The following is an 18,509-nucleotide window of genomic DNA, read 5'->3' on the forward strand; positions in this document are numbered from 1 at the left end:
GTGACTCCTTCTATTCGCGATAAATGCCAATCGTAGGCGTATCCCCGGCATAGGCCCAGGCGCGATACATCCCCTCGCTGTTAAACGGCAGCACGACGTTGCCCTCGCGATCGATGGCAATCAGGCCACCGCTGCCGCCCAGCGCGGGCAGTTTTTCCATCACCACCCGTTCGCAGGCTTCCAGCAGGCTGAGATTGCCGTATTCCATTAGCGCGGCAATATCGTAAGCCGCCAGCGTGCGGATAAATACCTCGCCGGTGCCGGTACAGGAGACAGCTACGCTTGCGTTGTTGGCATAGCATCCCGCGCCGACCAGTGGGCTATCGCCCACCCGCCCTGGCAACTTGTTGGTCATGCCGCCGGTCGACGTCGCCGCGGCAAGATTGCCGTTGAGATCTAATGCCACCGCGCCGACGGTGCCCATCTTCTGCCGTTCATCAAGCGGCGCGTCGTGGTCGAGAATAAACTCGCCGTTGCTGCGAGCCTCGATAAGCTGCTGAAAACGCGCGTCGGTGGAGAACAGCGAATTCTCGACCAGCTCGACGCCCTGCGCCTGAGCAAAAGCCTCTGCCCCTTCGCCAATCAACATCACATGCGGGCTATTTTCCAGCACCAGCCTGGCCGCCAGTACCGGGTTACGCAGGCGCTTTACCCCAGCGACGGCGCCCGCCTGCAGCGAATTGCCGTCCATCACGCAGGCGTCAAGTTCATGCGTTTCATCAGCGGTAAACACCGAGCCGATCCCGGCGTTAAACAGCGGGCACTCCTCCAGCTGGCGAACCGCTTCGGTCACCGTATCCAGCGCGCTGGCACCGGACTCCAGCATCCCCTGCGCATGCTCGACAATGCCGGACAGCGCGGTGACATATTCGCGCTCTTTTTCCGCTGACATCTGCTGGCGGCTTATCGCCCCTGCTCCGCCATGAATCGCAATGACTGCCTTACCCATTCGTTATCCCTTACGTCATTTTATTTATAAATATCATTATAGTGACTCTGTTCCTATATCAATTTTGAATATAGAAAGAGCGTCCGGAAATGTCAGGGTACATCACAGGTGGCATACAGTCTGCGGGGGTTTTCTGCCATAATGTGCGGATTCGAACGTTTCCCGCAGGAGTTTACCCATGGATTTTACCGCCGGACTGATACCGCTTGATACCGCGCTCGCCCAGATGCTTGAGCAGATTAGCCCGCTTCGTGAAAGCGAGTCGGTGCCGCTGTTACAGGCCTTTGGCCGTATTACCGCAGGCGATGTCATCTCTCCATTGGACGTGCCGGGTTTTGATAATTCGGCGATGGATGGCTACGCGGTGCGCCTCGCCGACCTCGCGGCGCAAACGCCGTTGACAGTAGCGGGTAAAGCCTTTGCCGGGCAACCGTTCCACGGAGAATGGCCTGCCGGAAGCTGCGTGCGCATTATGACCGGCGCGCCGATTCCCGCAGGCTGTGAAGCGGTAGTGATGCAGGAAGAGACCGAGCAGACCGACGCTGGTATCCGTTTCACCGCGCCGGTGAAGCCGGGGCAGAATATTCGCCGTCGCGGCGAAGACATCGCCAACGGCGCGGTGGTTTTCCCGGCGGGTACCCGCCTCACCGTCGCCGAGCTGCCAGTGCTGGCGTCTCTCGGCATTGCCGAGGTGAACGTGGTGCGTAAAGTGCGCGTCGCCCTGTTCTCCACCGGTGACGAACTCCAGCTACCGGGCCAGCCGTTGGGCGATGGGCAAATCTACGACACCAACCGCCTGGCGGTGCATCTGATGCTCGAACAGTTGGGCTGCGAGGTGATTAACCTCGGGATTATCCGCGATGACCCGGAACAGCTGCGCCAGACCTTTATTCAGGCCGACCAGCAGGCGGACGTGGTCATTAGCTCCGGCGGCGTTTCCGTGGGCGAAGCGGACTACACCAAAACGATTCTCGACGAGCTGGGTGAAATCAGCTTCTGGAAGCTCGCCATCAAACCGGGCAAGCCGTTCGCCTTCGGTAAGTTAAGCCACAGCTGGTTCTGCGGTCTGCCGGGTAACCCGGTCTCCGCGGCGCTCACCTTCTATCAACTGGTGCAGCCGTTGTTGGCCAAACTGAGTGCGGGCAGCAACGCCACGCAGGCTCCGCGCCTGCGCGTGCGAACTACCGATCGGCTGAAAAAATCCCCAGGCCGCCTCGACTTCCAGCGCGGCCTGCTGACCCGCGACGCCAACGGCGACCTTACTGTGTCCACTACCGGTCATCAGGGCTCGCACATTTTTAGCTCCTTCAGCCAGGGCAACTGCTTTATCGTACTGGAGCGTGAGCGCGGCCACGTCGAAGCTGGCGAATGGGTAGAGGTTGAGCCCTTTAACCATCTGCTGGGAGGCCTGTAATGGCCGCCGAACTCAGCGATGCCGAGATGCTGCGCTACAACCGGCAAATCATCCTGCGAGATTTTGATTTTGACGGCCAGGAGCAGTTAAAGGCATCGCGTGTACTGGTTGTCGGTCTGGGTGGGCTGGGCTGCGCGGCGGCGCAATATCTGGCCGCCGCGGGAGTTGGCCAACTCACCCTGCTTGATTTTGACACCGTGGCGCTCTCTAACCTGCAACGCCAGACGCTGCATAGCGACGCCACTATCGGTCAGCCAAAAGTCGACTCCGCCCGCGACGCGCTGGCGCGCATTAACCCACACGTCACGCTGGTGACCCACAACGCATTGCTGGAAGAGGCGGCGCTATGGGCGCTAATTGCGGAACATGATTTAGTGCTCGACTGTACCGATAACGTCACCATTCGTAACCAGCTGAATGTGGGCTGTTTCCGGCATAAAGTCCCGCTGGTTTCCGGCGCGGCGATTCGCATGGAAGGGCAAATTTCGGTGTTTACGTATCAGGAAGGCGAGCCGTGCTACCGCTGCCTGAGCCGTCTGTTCGGCGAGAATGCGCTCACCTGCGTGGAAGCGGGCGTGATGGCCCCGCTGGTTGGGGTGATTGGCGCCATGCAGGCGATGGAAGCGATTAAGGTGCTGACCCACTACGGTACGCCTGCGGCGGGGAAAATCGTGATGTATGACGCGATGCGCTGCCAGTTCCGCGAGATGAAGCTGATGCGTAGCCCGACGTGCGAGGTGTGCGGGGAGGCTTCGGCGTAACCCCCTCACCCTAACCCTCTCCCCGATGGGGAGAGGGAACCGATCGTGCCAATAGAGAAAGTATTACAGCGACGTACGACCAAACGCCGTTTGCCAGTCCTGCTCAAACTTCGCCACTGCGGCATCCACCGCCGGATAGCTGATCAGCTGCTGCGCGACGTCCAGCGGCAGGGTAATCGACTGGCAGCCTGCCAGCAGGCAGTCCAGCGCCTGACGCGGAGTCTTAAAGCTCGCTGCAAGTACCTTCGACTGTGGCGCATGCAGAGTCAGCAGATCCTGTAATTCACACACCGTCTGAATACCATTTCCTCCCTGCGCATCGACGCGGTTAACGTAAGGCGCGACATATTCGGCCCCCGCCAGCGCCGACAGCAGACCCTGCGCTGCGCCGTAAACGGCGGTGCCCAGCGTCGGAATTCCCTCTTCTTTGAGCAATTTAATGGCCGCCAGCCCTTCCGCCGTCACCGGCACTTTGACCACCAGGTCCGGAATAATCGCCCGCAGCTTATGCGCGTCCGCCACCATGCCGTCGGCGGTTGTCGCCATCACCTGGGCAAATAAACGGCCTTTACCGCCCATCGCTTCCAGCAGTTCCGGCAACAGCACATCCAGCGGTTTTTTACCCGCCGCCACAATGCTTGGGTTGGTAGTCACGCCCGCCAGCGGGAAAACACGCGCCAGCTTTTTAACTGCCGCCACGTCAGAGGTGTCGAGATAGAGTTCCATGATGATTCCTTAAACCGTGATGTTTAGCATGGAATAACCTTACCACAGCAAAACCTCTTCTTAAGTTGACGCACATCAAGATAACTTTCATTCGAAAGTATTTTAATCTTTATACGAAAGATGAGGGCAGCATATGATTTTCAACATTCAGCGCTATTCCACCCACGATGGTCCCGGTATCCGTACCGTGGTTTTCCTGAAAGGCTGTTCACTCGGCTGTCGCTGGTGCCAGAACCCGGAGAGCCGCGCGCACAAACAGGATCTGTTATTCGATCCGCGCCTGTGCCTCGACGGTTGCGATCTTTGCCAGCAGGCCGCGCCATCGGTTATTGAACGTGCGCTTAACGGTCTGGTTATTCATCGGGAAAAGCTCGATCAAACGCAGCTTGATGCGCTGACCGACTGCTGCCCGACTCAGGCGCTGACCGTCTGCGGCGAAAAGAAAAGCGCCGAAGAAATTATGGCCACCGTGCTGCGCGATAAACCGTTTTACGATCGCAGCGGCGGCGGTATGACGCTCTCCGGCGGCGAACCGTTTATGAACCCGGAACTGGCGCTGGAACTGTTGAAAAGCGCCCATGATCAGGGCATCCACACGGCGGTAGAAACCTGCCTGCATGTGCCATGGCGCTACCTGGAACCCGCGCTGCCCTATATCGACCTGTTCCTTGCTGACCTGAAGCACGTAGACGAAGCACGCTTCAAGCAGTGGACCGACGGTTCGGCCAAACGCGTGCTCGACAACCTGAAACGTCTCGCCGCCGCCGGAAAACAGATAACCCTGCGCGTACCGCTGATTCAGGGCTTTAATGCCGATGAAAACTCCATCAAAGCGATTGCTGATTTTGCCGCCGACGAGATGCCGGGCGTGCGCGACATTCATTTTCTGCCGTATCACACGTTGGGTATCAACAAATATACCCTGCTCGGCCTTCCCTACTTTGCACCCGACAAGCCGCTGAACGACCCGGCGCTGCTGGATTTTGCCCAGCAGTACGCCCGCGAAAAAGGGTTAACGGCGACACTACGAGGATAAAAACCATGACCACTCTGACTCTCGACAAACTGACCGACCGCATCAAAGCTCACAAAACCGCGCTGGTACATATTGTTAAGCCGCCGGTCTGCACCGAACGCGCACGCCACTATACCGAAGCGTACCAGCAGCATCTGGATAAACCGATTCCGGTACGCCGCGCGCTGGCGCTGGCCCACCATCTGGCGGAACGCACCATCTGGATTAAACATGACGAACTGATTGTCGGTAACCAGGCAAGCGAAGTGCGCGCCGCGCCCATTTTCCCGGAATATACCGTCAGCTGGATTGAAAAAGAGATCGACGACCTGGCCGACCGCCCCGGCGCCGGATTTGCGGTGAGCGAAGAGAACAAACGCGTACTGCATGAAGTGTGCCCATGGTGGCGTGGCCAGACTGTGCAAGACCGCTGCTACGGCATATTTACCGATGAACAGAAAGCGCTGCTGGCCACCGGCATTATTAAAGCCGAAGGTAATATGACCTCCGGCGACGCCCACCTGGCGGTGAACTACCCGCTGCTGCTGGAAAAAGGCCTCGATGGCATGCGCGCCAAAGTCGCCGAGCGTCGTACCCGCATTAACCTGACCGTACTGGAAGACCTGCACGGTGAGCAGTTCCTGAAAGCCATTGATATCGTACTGGAAGCCGTGAGCCTGCACATTGTGCGTTTCGCCGAGCTGGCGCGCAAAATGGCCGCCGAAGAGTCTCGCGAAAACCGCCGCGACGAGTTGCTGGCGATCGCCGAAAACTGCGATGTGATTGCCCATCAGCCGCCGAAAACCTTCTGGCAGGCGCTGCAGCTGTGCTACTTCATCCAGCTGATTCTGCAAATTGAGTCCAACGGTCACTCGGTGTCGTTCGCCCGTATGGACCAATATCTGTATCCGTACTACCGCCGCGACGTTGAGCTGGAACAGTCGTTGGATCGCGAACACGCTATCGAACTGCTGCACAGCTGCTGGCTGAAGCTGCTGGAAGTGAACAAAATTCGCTCCGGCTCGCACTCCAAGGCCTCTGCCGGTAGCCCGCTGTATCAGAACGTGACCATCGGCGGCCAGAAACTGGTCAACGGCGAAGCGCAGGACGCGGTCAACCCGCTCTCTTACGCGATTCTCGAATCCTGCGGCCGCCTGCGTTCCACGCAGCCAAACCTGAGCGTGCGCTATCACGCCGGGATGAGCAACGACTTCCTCGACGCCTGCGTGCAGGTTATTCGCTGCGGCTTCGGCATGCCGGCATTCAACAACGATGAGATCGTGATTCCAGAATTTATCAAACTGGGCGTTGAACCTCAGGATGCCTATGATTATGCGGCCATCGGCTGTATTGAAACCGCCGTTGGCGGTAAATGGGGCTACCGCTGCACCGGGATGAGCTTTATCAACTTTGCCCGCGTGATGCTGGCCGCGATGGAAGGCGGTCGCGATGCCACCAGCGGCCAGGTCTTCCTGCCGCAGGAACACGCGCTGTCGCAGGGTAACTTCGCCAACTTCGAGCAGATGCTGGCCGACTGGGATACCCAGATTCGTTACTACACCCGTAAATCCATTGAGATTGAATACGTGGTCGACACCATGCTGGAAGAGAACGTGCACGATATTCTGTGCTCGGCGCTGGTTGACGACTGCATTGAGCGGGCGAAAAGCATTAAACAGGGCGGCGCGAAGTACGACTGGGTTTCCGGCCTGCAGGTGGGGATCGCCAACCTCGGCAACAGCCTGGCGGCAGTGAAAAAACTGGTCTTCGATCAGGGGCTGATTGGTCAGCAGGAGCTGGCAAAAGCGCTGGCGGAAGACTACGAAGGGCTGACCCACGAGCAGTTACGTCAGCGTTTGATTAACGGCGCGCCGAAGTACGGCAACGATGATGACAGCGTCGACGCCCTGTTGGCCCGCGCCTATCAGACCTATATCGACGAACTGAAGCAGTATCACAACCCACGTTACGGTCGCGGCCCGATCGGCGGCAACTATTACGCGGGTACATCTTCCATTTCAGCGAACGTACCGTTTGGCGCGCAGACCATGGCAACCCCGGACGGCCGTAAAGCGAAAACCCCGCTTGCTGAAGGCGCCAGCCCGGCTTCCGGTACCGACCATCTTGGCCCAACGGCGGTGATTAGCTCCGTCGGGAAGCTGCCGACCTCGGCGATTCTCGGCGGCGTGCTGCTGAACCAGAAGCTGAACCCGGCGACGCTGGAAAACGAAAGCGACAAGCAAAAGCTGATGGCGCTGCTGCGTACCTTCTTCGAAGTGCACAAAGGCTGGCATATTCAGTACAACATCGTGTCGCGCGAAACGCTGCTGGAAGCGAAAAAACATCCGGATCAGTACCGTGATTTGGTGGTGCGCGTAGCGGGGTATTCGGCGTTCTTTACCGCGCTGTCGCCGGATGCGCAGGACGATATTATTGCGCGTACTGAGCATACGCTTTAAGTCGGCGCATTTCCCCCTCACCCTAACCCTCTCCCCTCAGGGGAGAGGGAACCGATCGGTGCCATTGGTCAATCCCCCCTCTCCCTTCCAGGGAGAGGGCCGGGGTGAGGGTCCAACGCGCACAGCGACCCACCGCCTTTCTTTCAAATGAAATAAATTTGTGCTTTATCTCACATTGTAATTAAATTGTTTCTGGCCGAAGTTACACCAGGAGCATCCCGTATGACCGTTAAAGTTATCGTCACCGATATGGACGGAACTTTTCTTAATGACGCCAAGACCTACGACCGTTCGCGGTTTCTGGCGCAGTTTGAACAGCTTCAAGCACGTGGTATTGAGTTCGTTGTCGCCAGCGGCAACCAGTATTACCAGCTGATTACCTTCTTTCCTGAAATTCGGGATCGCATCTCTTATGTCGCGGAAAACGGCGCGCTGGTGTACGAGCACGGGCAGCAGCTTTTCCACGGTGAGCTCACGAAACATGAGTATCAGACGGTGATTGGCGAACTGCTGAAAGATCCGCAGATGTATTTCGTCGCCTGCGGTCTGGAAAGTGCTTATATCAGCGACAGCGCGCCAGATGCGCTGGTCGAACTGATGTCCAAACACTACTACCGCTTAAAGCGCGTGGCGAACTTCCACGACGTCGACGATAAGATGTTCAAATTCTCCCTAAACCTCCCGGACAGCGATATTCCCGATCTGATTGATAAGCTGCACGTCTCCCTCGACGGCATTATGAAGCCCGTCACCAGCGGCTTCGGCTTTGTCGATCTCATCATTCCCGGCCTGCACAAAGCCAACGGCATTAGTCGCCTGCTGAAGCGCTGGCAGCTTTCACCGCAACAGTGCGTGGCAATTGGCGATAGCGGCAACGACGCCGAGATGCTCAAGCTGGTGAAATATTCCTTCGCCATGGGCAACGCGGTCGACAGCATTAAGGCCATTGCGGACTACCGGACCGACGACAACAACCACGACGGTGCGCTGAACGTCATTCAGTCCGTGCTGGACGGCACCGCCCCCTTCTAATTCTCTTCCTTTGCAGGCCTGATAAGCGCAGCGCCATCAGGCGCCTCCGTGCACATTGCCGGATGGCGTCGTTGCCTTATCTGGCCTACGTATTCATCTTCCTTTCCCTTCGTGATCCAACGCAAGAATTTAAACTTGCATTAACTTTATTTTAACTTAAAGTATCACCTGTAATGCATTTTACTTTCGAATGAAAGATTGCGAGGTTGATATGACGATTACCTTTACCCACGAAACCCTCCCAGCCGACCCGAAAGCGGCCATTCGCCAGATGAAACAAACGCTACGCGCGCAGATTGGCGACGTCCAGGCGGTGTTCGACCGTCTGAGCGCCACCATTGAAGCGCGGGTTGCGGAAATTAACGCCCTGAAGGCGCAGGGACAGCCGGTGTGGCCAATCATTCCCTTTGCCGATCTGGCGGCGGGCAACATTAGCGAAGCCACCCGCGCCGAGGTGAAGCGCCGCGGATGTGCGGTGATTAAAGGTCACTTCCCGCGTGAACAAGCGCTGGCGTGGGATCGTTCAATGCTCGACTACCTCGATCGCAACCATTTCGATGACGTTTATAAGGGGCCGGGCGATAGCTTTTTCGGTTCACTTGATGCCTCACGTCCGGAAATCTACCCGATTTACTGGTCGCAGGCGCAAATGCAGGCGCGTCAGAGTGAAGAGATGGCGCAGGCCCAATCGTTCCTCAACCGCCTCTGGAAAGTGGAAAGCGAGGGTAAGCAGTGGTTTAACCCGGATATCAGCGTCATTTATCCGGACCGTATCCGCCGCCGCCCACCGGGCACCACCTCCAAAGGGCTCGGAGCACATACCGATTCTGGCGCGCTGGAACGCTGGCTGCTGCCAGCCTATCAGCAGGTCTTCGCCAGCGTCTTTAACGGGAACGTTGAGCAGTACGACCCGTGGAACGCGGCGCACCGCACCGAGGTGGAAGAGTACACCGTCGATAACACCACCAAATGCTCGGTGTTCCGCACCTTCCAGGGCTGGACGGCGCTGTCGGACATGATCCCGGATCAGGGGCTGCTGCACGTGGTGCCGATTCCGGAAGCGATGGCCTATGTGCTGCTGCGCCCGCTGCTCGATGACGCACCAGAAGATGAACTGTGCGGCGTAGCGCCAGGGAAAGTGCTGCCGATCTCCGAGAAATGGCACCCGTTGCTGATAAGCGCACTGACCTCTATTCCGGCGCTGGAGGCCGGTGATTCGGTGTGGTGGCACTGCGACGTGATCCACTCGGTGGCGCCGGTGGAGAATCAGCAGGGCTGGGGGAACGTGATGTACATCCCCGCCGCGCCAATGTGCGAAAAAAACCTCGCTTACGCCCACAAGGTGAAAGCGGCATTAGAACGCGGCGCATCGCCGGGCGACTTCCCGCGTGAAGACTACGAAGCCGACTGGCAGGGCCGCTTTACGCTCGCGGACCTCAATATTCACGGTAAACGTGCGCTGGGCATCGACGTCTGATTATCGTACAACCCCTCCCGTTCAACGGCGGTGTGCCCTTTTCCGGGGCGCACCCGCCGCACCGATTCCCGAACCGCCAGCCGCCCGTGCAGCAGTAGCGATCCTACCGGCGCGTCGGGGCGAATCAGCCGCTGTTGCAGCATCTGCACCGCCTCAACGCCCAGTTCGTCGCGAGGCACGTGAACCGCGGTGAGCGGCACGTCCTCAATGGCCGCCAGGTTGAAGCCGTCGATACTCATGACCGAAACATCATGCGGCACCCGCAGCCCGCGCTGGCGCAGGGCGTTAACGGTCCCTGCCGCCATAAAATCACCGCCCACCAGGAAGGCCGTCGGCAATGGCCGGCCATCGAGCGCATCCAGCCACGCGCCAACCTTTTCCTCGGCAACTTTGGCGCTAAAGCTGCTGATATTCAGCAGGTCGCGCTCGTGCTGAAACTCAAGGTTGTGCTGACGCCACGCCTCCTTAATGCCAGCCAGTCGCTGTTCCATGGTGTAACGGCGCAGACACATGACATTCATGACCTCCCGATGGCCCATTTCAAACAGGTAACGCGCGGCGAAAGCGCCAATCATCCGATGATCCGGCGCAATGGCCGGCAGACGCATGCGTTCATCGCGGCAGTTAATCAACACACAGGGCTTCGCGAGATCGGCAGCAAGATCGTGAATATGCGGATCGTCAATGCCCAGCAGAATGGCCGCCTGCGTCTCCGCTTCGTTCATGCGCGACAAAAACAGCGTAGGATCGCTGTCGTTCTCTTCCAGCGCGCAGTAGCGCAAACGCACCTCGTGTGGCGAGAGCGCTTTACTGATGCTCTGGATCACACGGTAGTAAAAGATGTCGGACCGCTCATCGAACGCCCGCGGTGGTGCAAAGACAATCAGGCTATTGAGCAGCATCCTTCCTGCCGCCATACCGTCCATCACCCCAAGCTCACGCGCGCAGGTCAACACCTGCTCGCGGGCGCGAGCGCTGGTATTCGCTTTACCCGCCAGCACGCGCGAAACGGTGCTGGCAGACAGCCCGGTTCGGGCAGCAATCTCGGCGATTTTCAGCTTCTTTTCCATTTTGTGATCTGTCTCTAATTCGAAAATGAAAGAATTTTCATGACAAAAATGCCTTATTTGGCAAGGCATGAAAGACATATACGTAATGTATATCAGTCATTCATGAAAAAACGTGCACAAAACCCGCTTTTCCCAACCTTTCATGTCTTCTAAGGTGAATTGGTAGAACAACTTCCATACAAGAACGGTGGAAGTGAATAACAACAAAATTGATAAATATCAAAATCTTACCAAAAGTGGTGTGACAACTCCCCACGTAGTTGCCCACCGTTTCTGACATCATCCTGTGGAGATCCCTATGAGTCAGGGCATCAATAATGAAATAACAACCAGCAAAACTCGCCGCGTTGTCAAAAATCTGCGCTGGTGGATGCTGGTGCTTTTTTTACTCGGCGTCACCGTCAACTACATCACCCGTAACTCGCTGGGGATCCTGGCACCAGAGCTGAAAGACAGCCTCGGGATCACTACTGAGCAATATTCCTGGATCGTCGGCGCTTTCCAGATCGCCTATACCCTCTTCCAGCCATTGTGCGGCTGGCTGATTGACGTTATTGGCCTGAAGCTGGGCTTTATGATCTGCGCCAGCCTGTGGGCACTGGCCTGTTTACTGCACGCCGGTGCCGGTAACTGGCTGCATCTGGCGCTGCTGCGCTTCTTTATGGGCGGCGCGGAAGCGGCGGCTACCCCGGCCAACGCCAAAACCATCGGTGAGTGGTTCCCGAAATCGGAACGCCCGGTCGCAGCGGGTTGGGCTGGCGTAGGTTTCTCGATTGGCGCGATGCTGGCACCGCCAATCATCTATTTTGCCCACGCCTCTTTTGGCTGGCAGGGCGCGTTCATGTTTACCGGTATTCTGGCCCTCGCATGGGTCGTACTGTGGTGGGCGTTCTACCACAACCCGGATAAACACCCGAACCTGGGCAAAGCCGAGCTGGACTATATCCGTCAGGACAACGAAGCGCCGCCGGTGAAGCTGCCATTCCTGACCGCGCTGAAAACCGTGGGCAAAAACAAACGCTTCTACGGTATCGCTATCCCGGCCTTTATGGCGGAACCGGCATGGGCCGTGTTTAGCTTCTGGATGCCGCTCTATTTTGCCAAGCAGTACAACATGGATCTCAAGCAGATCGCCCTGTTCGCCTGGCTGCCCTTCCTGGCTGCCGACCTCGGCAGCGTCGCGAGCGGCTATTTAACCCGCCTCTATGTACGCCTGTTCGGCTGCTCACGCGTCAACTCGACCGTGGCCAGTTCCGTCACCGGGGCATTCCTGATGGTGTCGCTTGCCGTCGTGGCGGTGACGAAAGATCCGATCATCGCCGTGGTGCTGATGTCGATTGGCGGCTTTGGCCACCAGATCATCTCCTGCATGCTGAGCGCACTGGTTGTTGAATCGTTCGATAAAGGCCAGATGGCGACCGTTAACGGCATGCGTGGTTCCGCCGCATGGATTGCGAGCTTCCTGTTCTCACTGATTATTGGGGTGACTGCCGACAAAATCGGTTTCAACCCGCTGTTTGTCGCCATGGGTTTCTTTGACCTGATTGGCGCCGTCTTCCTGGTCGCATTTATTGCTGAACGCCGCGCGAAACGCGCCTGATAGTGGATGTAAATATGAAAACGCTGAAAAACTGGACTCTACAAAAACAGTCTTCCCACCACGTCGAGCTGCTGGTCGACGGCCAGCACACGCTGTGTCTGTATGTGCTGGAGGAGAATCTGTTCCGCGTACTGTTGAAACGCAAAGGCGAACTGGCGCTGGACCGCACCTGGAGTATCGCCCCCGAGCAGGACGTCCCCTGGGAGGGCCGCAGCCGTGAAGATCTCAGCGGTTTTAGCCTGCCTGCCTGGACGCTAAACCAACAGGACGATAGCGTGATTATCGCCACTCAGTCGCTGCGCGTCACCGTCCACCAGCCGCTGTGGCTGGAGTGGCACTACCGCAACGCCGAAGGCGAGTGGCAGCCGCTGGTCAATGATCGTCCGACCAGCGCCTATCTGGTGAATGCCCACGGCGATGGCGTGGCGCACTACCAGAGCCGCCGTAAGGACGAGCGTTTTTATGGCCTGGGGGATAAAGCCGGTGATTTGCAGCGTAACGGCAAGCGCTACGAGATGCGTAACCTGGATGCGATGGGCTACAACGCGGCCAGCACTGACCCGCTGTACAAACACATTCCGTTCACCATTACCCGCCGTGATGACATCAGCTTCGGGCTGTTTTACGACAACCTCAGCAGCTGCTGGCTGGATTTAGGCAACGAGATCGACAACTACCACACCGCTTATCGCCGCTGGCAGGCAGAAGCCGGTGATATCGATTACTACCTGTTTACCGGCGAGCGCGTGCTGGATGTCACCAAAGCCTTCGTACGCCTGACCGGTAAAACGCTGTTCGGGCCGAAATGGAGCCTGGGCTACAGCGGCTCGACCATGCACTACACCGACGCGCCGGACGCGCAAAATCAGCTGATGAACTTTATTCGTCTGTGCGACGAGCATGCTATCCCATGCGATTCGTTCCAGCTCTCTTCCGGCTATACCTCCATTAACGGCAAGCGCTACGTCTTCAACTGGAACTACGACAAAGTGCCGCAGCCAAAGGTCATGAGCCAGGCGTTCCATGATGCCGGTCTACATCTGGCGGCTAACATCAAGCCATGCTTGTTGCAGGATCACCCGCGTTACAACGAGGTGGCGGAGAAAGCGCTGTTTATTCGCGACTCGGAAAGCGACGGTCCGGAGCGTTCCAGCTTCTGGGACGATGAAGGTTCGCACCTCGATTTTACCAATCCGCAAACCGTGGCCTGGTGGCAGGAGGGCGTCACTACACAGCTGCTGGAGATGGGTATCGATTCCACCTGGAACGATAACAACGAGTTTGAAGTATGGGACGGTGAAGCGCGCTGTCACGGCTTTGGCGATGAGATTGCGATTAAGCATATTCGCCCGGTGATGCCGCTGCTGATGATCCGCGCATCAATGGAAGCGCAGGAGCGCTTTGCGCCGAACAAGCGCCCGTATCTGATCTCCCGTTCCGGCTGCGCCGGGATGCAGCGCTACGTGCAGACCTGGAGCGGCGATAACCGCACTAACTGGGACACGCTGCGCTACAACATCCGCATGGGGCTGGGGATGAGCCTGTCCGGTCTGTACAACCTGGGCCATGATGTCGGCGGCTTCTCCGGCGACAAACCGGACCCGGAGCTGTTTGTCCGCTGGGTACAGAACGGTGTAATGCATCCGCGCTTTACCATCCACTCATGGAACGACGACCACACGGTGAACGAACCCTGGATGTATCCTGGCGTGACCCCGGCGATTCGCAGCGCGATTGAGCTGCGCTACCGTCTGCTGCCGTATCTCTACACGCTGCTATGGCAGGCGCATGCCGACGACGAGCCGATGCTGCGTCCGACTTTCCTTGATCACGAACACGATGCGCAGACGTTTGAAGAGTGCGATGACTTCCTGCTGGGCCGCGATATTCTGGTCGCCAGCGTGGTGGAAGCCGGCGAGCGCGAACGCCGCGTCTGGCTGCCGGACAACGAAACCGGCTGGTACGATTTCTACACCGGCGCGTGGTACAGCGGCGGACAGTCGATTGTCGTCGATGCGCCGCTGGAGAAACTGCCGCTGCTGGTCCGCGCGGGCGCAGGCCTACCGCTGAGCGAACGTATTACCTACGTGAAAGCAGAAGAAGATACCTTGCGTGAGCTGAAGCTGTTCCCGGTTAAAGGAATCGGCCGCTCTTCGGGCCTGCTGTTTGAGGATGACGGCGAGTCGTGGGGCTACAAAGAAGGTAACGCGCTGTGGCTGGAGTGGGAGATGGTCTGCACCGCCAGGACGATTGACCTGAAGGTGAACGCACGCGGCGATTATCGCCCGGCATGGGAAGCGTTAAAAGTGACGCTGCCAGAAGGAGAAAAACGTCAGCTGTTGATTAACGGCGAAGAGAAAAGCGAGTGGGTACGAGGATAACCCCTCACCCCGACCCTCTCCCCACTGGGGAGAGGGAGCAAACCGCATTGTGCGGCTTGCAGGAGCAAGGTGTTTTAATTTGCACCTGACGGTTCCCTCTCCCTTTGGGAGAGGGCCAGGCTGAGGGAAATTACTCCACCCCTTTGCTACGCAGGTAATCTTCGTAGTTACCGCTGAAGTCCACCACGCGTTCCGGCGTAATCTCAATCACGCGAGTCGCCAGCGAGCTCACGAACTCACGGTCGTGAGAAACGAAGATCAGGGTACCCTGATACATTTCCAGCGCCATGTTCAGTGATTCGATCGATTCCATATCCAGGTGGTTGGTAGGTTCATCCATCACCAGAATGTTCGGTTTCTGCATCATCAGCTTACCAAACAGCATACGGCCCTTCTCACCACCGGAAAGTACCTTCGCCGGCTTCTTGATATCGTCCTGGCTGAACAGCAGACGACCAAGGAAACCGCGCACTACCTGCTCGTCATCGCCTTCCTGCTTCCACTGGCTCATCCAGTCGAACACGCTCAGGTCGTTATCGAAATCTTCGGCGTGATCCTGCGCGTAGTAACCGATGCTGGCATTTTCGGACCATTTCACGGTGCCGTTATCCGGCGTCAGTTCACCGACCAGGGTTTTCAGCATGGTGGATTTACCCACGCCGTTGGCGCCGATGATGGCAATCTTCTCGCCAACTTCCATCATCAGGTTGAAGTTTTTAAACAGCGGGCCGTTTTCAAAACCTTTGGCCAGCGCTTCCACTTCCAGCGCATTACGGAACAGTTTCTTATCCTGCTCGAAGCGGATGAACGGGTTCTGACGGCTGGATGCCTTCACTTCGTCGAGCTTGATCTTGTCAATCTGACGGGCGCGGGAAGTCGCCTGGCGTGATTTAGAAGCGTTGGCGCTAAAGCGGCTGACGAAGGATTGCAGGTCGGCAATTTGCGCTTTCTTCTTGGCGTTATCGGCCAGCAGACGTTCACGAGCCTGGGTAGCTGCTGTCATGTATTCGTCGTAGTTACCGGCGTAGACGCGCAGTTCGCCATAGTCGAGATCCGCCATGTGGGTACAAACCATGTTCAGGAAGTGACGGTCGTGCGAGATGATGATCATGGTGCTGTCGCGTTCGTTCAGCGTCTGCTCCAGCCAGCGAATGGTGTCGATGTCCAGGTTGTTCGTCGGTTCATCGAGCAGCAGGATGTCCGGGTTAGAGAACAGCGCCTGCGCCAACAGCACACGCAGTTTCCAGCCCGGCGCAACTTCGCTCATCGGGCCGTAGTGCTGATCCAGCGGAATGCCGACACCCAGCAGCAGTTCACCGGCGCGCGCTTCAGCGGAGTAGCCGTCCATTTCGCCGTAGAGCACTTCGAGATCGGCCACTTTATAGCCGTCTTCTTCGCTCATTTCAGCCAGACTATAGATACGGTCGCGCTCTTGCTTCACTTCCCACAGCTCGCTGTGGCCCATGATCACCGTATCAAGTACGGTGAACTCTTCAAAGGCGAACTGATCCTGACGCAGCTTACCGATACGCTCATTGGGATCGAGAGACACGTTGCCCAGCGTTGGCTCTAAGTCGCCGCCGAGGATTTTCATAAAGGTGGATTTACCGCTCCCGTTGGCGCCAATCAGGCCGTAACGGTTGCCGCCGCCAAATTTGACGGAGATATTTTCGAACAGCGGCTTACTGCCAAACTGCATGGTGACGTTGCTGGTAACTAACACGGGAGTATCCTGAAGAATGTGACAAACTCCCTATTATGCCACACTTGCGAATAAAAAGCGCCCGCCTTCGCCAACGGCTAAACTGTAACGCAAGTGAAAAAAATGTGATTTCGTACACATCCGAATTCCCAGTCGCATCGAATGCACATATAATGCGCTGCAACCAACAGTCTGAATTCTCAAACAACCGCCGTAATGGCACTGATACCTCGCACAACATGAACATGAAATTAACAACGCTTTTCGCTGCGGCGCTCGCTGTCGTAGGTTTCTGCAATTCGGCCTCTGCGGTGACGTATCCGCTGCCGACCGACGGCAGCCGTATTATCGGACAGAATCAGGTCATCACGATTCCTGACGATAACAAACAGCCGCTGGAATACTTCGCCGCCCAGTACCAGATGGGGCTTTCCAACCTCCTGGAGGCTAACCCAGGCGTCGACACCTACCTGCCGAAAGGCGGCAGCGTGCTGAATATTCCTCAGCAGCTGATCCTGCCGGACACCGTACATGAAGGTATTATCATCAACAGCGCGGAAATGCGTCTGTACTACTACCCGAAAGGCACCAACACGGTGATCGTGCTGCCAATCGGTATCGGTCAGCTGGGTAAAGATACCCCAATCAACTGGACCACCAAGGTAGAACGTAAGAAAGCCGGCCCGACCTGGACGCCGACGGCGAAAATGCACGCTGAATATGCCGCAGCAGGCAACCCGCTGCCGGCAGTGGTTCCGGCTGGCCCGGACAACCCGATGGGTCTGTACGCTCTGTATATTGGTCGTCTGTATGCCATTCACGGCACCAATGCCAACTTCGGTATCGGCCTGCGCGTGAGCCACGGTTGCGTGCGTCTGCGTAACGAAGACATCAAATTCCTGTTCGAGAACGTGCCGGTCGGCACCCGCGTACAGTTTATCGATGAACCGGTCAAAGCGACCACGGAGCCAGACGGCAGCCGCTTCATTGAAGTGCACAACCCGCTGTCTACCACTGAAGCGCAGTTCGAAGGCGGTGAAACTGTTCCGGTTGTCCTGACCAAAGCAGTACAGGCGGTGACCAGCCAGTCCGACGTTGACCAGAGCATCGTTGACCAGGCGGTGAAAAACCGTTCCGGTATGCCGGTTCGTCTGAACTAAGTCAACCAGACGATCAAAAAGGGCGGGTTAATCACCCGCCCTTTTTTTATCCGTTATTGACGATCACAATCCCCCCGTGATCGTAGCGATAGTGGCAGTGCGCATACTCCAGCGGCGTGCCGTCATCCAGATAAATCACCTGCTCCACTTCCAGAATCGGGTCACTCGCGTCACAGTTCAAATGCTGCTGATCCAGCTCGCTGGGCTTCAGCGCGCGCACCACGCGATAAGACCCCATCATCTTCAGACCAAGATTGTCCTGCACGTAGCGAAAGACCGAGTTTTCGAGATGTGATTTACTCAACCCCGGCACCAGCGACACCGGCATGACCGTAATATCCAGCGACAGCGGCTCGCCGTTAAGCAGACGCAGGCGCACAAAATCGTACACCGGTGAATCGGCGTCAATCAGCAGCGATGCCTGCTCTTTCTCGCTGGGAAAACGGAGCTCAAAGCGAATCACCTGGCTTTCCACCTTGCCCAGATGTCCCCAGGTTTCCGTCGCCCCGGCGTAGTCGCTGCCGTGAATGTCCCACTGTGAGAGCTGGAGGAAGTTCTTGCGAATAAATGTCCCCTGCCCCTGGCGGGTATAAACCAGCCCTTCAACAATCAGCTGGCGCATCGCCTGCTGAATGGTCATCCGGCTGGTACCAAATTCGGCGGCCAGCGCAAACTGGTCGGGCAATGGCTCAGCGGCGGGATACTGCCCACTGATAATCCGTTTTTTAATTTCCCGCGCTATCGCGATGTACTTCGCTGCCAT

14 protein-coding genes are annotated in these 18,509 nt (G+C 57.4%); 9 read left to right on the forward strand and 5 right to left on the reverse strand.

Going from position 1 to position 18,509, the window contains the following annotated elements; translation table 11 throughout:
- Positions 1-10: 10 nt before the first annotated feature.
- Positions 11-949, reverse strand: a complete 939-nt coding sequence (gene iaaA / locus ACW14G_RS11380) for a beta-aspartyl-peptidase (RefSeq protein WP_163447027.1) — start codon at positions 947-949, stop codon at positions 11-13.
- A gap of 178 nt (positions 950-1,127) precedes the next feature.
- On the opposite strand from iaaA, the gene moeA reads away from it, so the two are divergent.
- Both moeA and moeB read left to right on the forward strand, forming a co-directional pair.
- Positions 1,128-2,363 carry a molybdopterin molybdotransferase MoeA gene (gene moeA, locus ACW14G_RS11385; RefSeq protein ID WP_167576333.1) on the forward strand — a complete coding sequence of 412 codons (1,236 nt, stop codon included), beginning with the start codon at positions 1,128-1,130 and terminating at the stop codon, positions 2,361-2,363.
- Entirely contained in the window at positions 2,363-3,124 is a 762-nt protein-coding gene (moeB, locus tag ACW14G_RS11390; RefSeq protein ID WP_167576334.1) for a molybdopterin-synthase adenylyltransferase MoeB, read from the forward strand. Before moeA ends, moeB begins: the two co-directional genes overlap by 1 nt.
- 63 nt (positions 3,125-3,187) lie before the next feature.
- On the opposite strand, the gene fsa is transcribed toward moeB, so the two are convergent.
- Positions 3,188-3,850 carry a fructose-6-phosphate aldolase gene (gene fsa / locus ACW14G_RS11395; protein ID WP_167576335.1) on the reverse strand — a complete coding sequence of 221 codons (663 nt, stop codon included), beginning with the start codon at positions 3,848-3,850 and terminating at the stop codon, positions 3,188-3,190.
- A 133-nt stretch (positions 3,851-3,983) separates the two neighbouring features.
- Between fsa and ACW14G_RS11400 the strand changes: the two genes are divergently transcribed.
- The 4 genes from ACW14G_RS11400 to ACW14G_RS11415 all read left to right on the forward strand — a co-directional run bounded on the left by ACW14G_RS11400 (position 3,984) and on the right by ACW14G_RS11415 (position 9,833).
- The gene (locus ACW14G_RS11400; RefSeq protein ID WP_167576336.1) at positions 3,984-4,886 is read left to right on the forward strand and encodes a glycyl-radical enzyme activating protein; all 903 of its coding nucleotides are present in this window, start codon (positions 3,984-3,986) and stop codon (positions 4,884-4,886) included.
- A 5-nt stretch (positions 4,887-4,891) separates the two neighbouring features.
- Complete coding sequence (locus ACW14G_RS11405; protein ID WP_249022122.1) at positions 4,892-7,324, forward strand: formate C-acetyltransferase/glycerol dehydratase family glycyl radical enzyme; 2,433 nt, start codon at positions 4,892-4,894, stop codon at positions 7,322-7,324.
- 222 nt (positions 7,325-7,546) lie between these two features.
- Positions 7,547-8,356 carry a Cof-type HAD-IIB family hydrolase gene (locus tag ACW14G_RS11410; protein WP_167576338.1) on the forward strand — a complete coding sequence of 270 codons (810 nt, stop codon included), beginning with the start codon at positions 7,547-7,549 and terminating at the stop codon, positions 8,354-8,356.
- Positions 8,357-8,567: 211 nt separating this feature from the next.
- Entirely contained in the window at positions 8,568-9,833 is a 1,266-nt protein-coding gene (locus tag ACW14G_RS11415) for a DUF1479 domain-containing protein (protein WP_249022123.1), read from the forward strand.
- On the opposite strand, the gene ACW14G_RS11420 is transcribed toward ACW14G_RS11415, so the two are convergent.
- Positions 9,800-10,903, reverse strand: a complete 1,104-nt coding sequence (locus tag ACW14G_RS11420) for a LacI family DNA-binding transcriptional regulator (RefSeq protein ID WP_249022124.1) — start codon at positions 10,901-10,903, stop codon at positions 9,800-9,802. The genes ACW14G_RS11415 and ACW14G_RS11420 overlap by 34 nt on opposite strands.
- Positions 10,904-11,201: 298 nt before the next feature.
- Between ACW14G_RS11420 and ACW14G_RS11425 the strand changes: the two genes are divergently transcribed.
- Both ACW14G_RS11425 and ACW14G_RS11430 read left to right on the forward strand, forming a co-directional pair.
- Positions 11,202-12,503: an MFS transporter gene (locus tag ACW14G_RS11425; protein WP_167576341.1), complete on the forward strand. Its 1,302-nt coding sequence runs from the start codon at positions 11,202-11,204 to the stop codon at positions 12,501-12,503.
- A 14-nt stretch (positions 12,504-12,517) separates the two neighbouring features.
- A complete protein-coding gene (locus ACW14G_RS11430; protein WP_223802206.1) occupies positions 12,518-14,884 on the forward strand; it encodes a glycoside hydrolase family 31 protein in 2,367 nt (788 codons plus the stop codon).
- Between the two features lie 130 nt (positions 14,885-15,014).
- Here ACW14G_RS11430 and ACW14G_RS11435 read toward each other — a convergent pair whose 3' ends face one another.
- Entirely contained in the window at positions 15,015-16,607 is a 1,593-nt protein-coding gene (locus ACW14G_RS11435) for an ABC-F family ATPase (RefSeq protein WP_167576343.1), read from the reverse strand.
- 218 nt (positions 16,608-16,825) lie between these two features.
- Here ACW14G_RS11435 and ldtB point away from each other — a divergent pair, with 218 nt between their 5' ends.
- On the forward strand, positions 16,826-17,746 hold the full coding sequence (gene ldtB / locus ACW14G_RS11440) for a L,D-transpeptidase (protein ID WP_163447123.1): 921 nt from the start codon (positions 16,826-16,828) through the stop codon (positions 17,744-17,746).
- Positions 17,747-17,792: 46 nt separating this feature from the next.
- On the opposite strand, the gene ACW14G_RS11445 is transcribed toward ldtB, so the two are convergent.
- Entirely contained in the window at positions 17,793-18,509 is a 717-nt protein-coding gene (locus ACW14G_RS11445) for a GntR family transcriptional regulator (protein WP_163447047.1), read from the reverse strand.

It is taken from the genome of Kluyvera sp. (genome assembly GCF_965301105.1).

Excerpts from the sequence above, each read along its gene's own strand:
- iaaA (WP_163447027.1), bottom strand. The coding sequence starts at position 949 with ATGGGTAAGGCAGTCATTGCGATTCATGGCGGAGCAGGGGCGATAAGC.
- moeA (WP_167576333.1), top strand. The coding sequence starts at position 1,128 with ATGGATTTTACCGCCGGACTGATACCGCTTGATACCGCGCTCGCCCAG.
- moeB (WP_167576334.1), top strand. The coding sequence starts at position 2,363 with ATGGCCGCCGAACTCAGCGATGCCGAGATGCTGCGCTACAACCGGCAA.
- fsa (WP_167576335.1), bottom strand. The coding sequence starts at position 3,850 with ATGGAACTCTATCTCGACACCTCTGACGTGGCGGCAGTTAAAAAGCTG.
- ACW14G_RS11400 (WP_167576336.1), top strand. The coding sequence starts at position 3,984 with ATGATTTTCAACATTCAGCGCTATTCCACCCACGATGGTCCCGGTATC.
- ACW14G_RS11405 (WP_249022122.1), top strand. The coding sequence starts at position 4,892 with ATGACCACTCTGACTCTCGACAAACTGACCGACCGCATCAAAGCTCAC.
- ACW14G_RS11410 (WP_167576338.1), top strand. The coding sequence starts at position 7,547 with ATGACCGTTAAAGTTATCGTCACCGATATGGACGGAACTTTTCTTAAT.
- ACW14G_RS11415 (WP_249022123.1), top strand. The coding sequence starts at position 8,568 with ATGACGATTACCTTTACCCACGAAACCCTCCCAGCCGACCCGAAAGCG.
- ACW14G_RS11420 (WP_249022124.1), bottom strand. The coding sequence starts at position 10,903 with ATGGAAAAGAAGCTGAAAATCGCCGAGATTGCTGCCCGAACCGGGCTG.
- ACW14G_RS11425 (WP_167576341.1), top strand. The coding sequence starts at position 11,202 with ATGAGTCAGGGCATCAATAATGAAATAACAACCAGCAAAACTCGCCGC.
- ACW14G_RS11430 (WP_223802206.1), top strand. The coding sequence starts at position 12,518 with ATGAAAACGCTGAAAAACTGGACTCTACAAAAACAGTCTTCCCACCAC.
- ldtB (WP_163447123.1), top strand. The coding sequence starts at position 16,826 with ATGAACATGAAATTAACAACGCTTTTCGCTGCGGCGCTCGCTGTCGTA.
- ACW14G_RS11445 (WP_163447047.1), bottom strand. The coding sequence starts at position 18,509 with ATGGCAGCGAAGTACATCGCGATAGCGCGGGAAATTAAAAAACGGATT.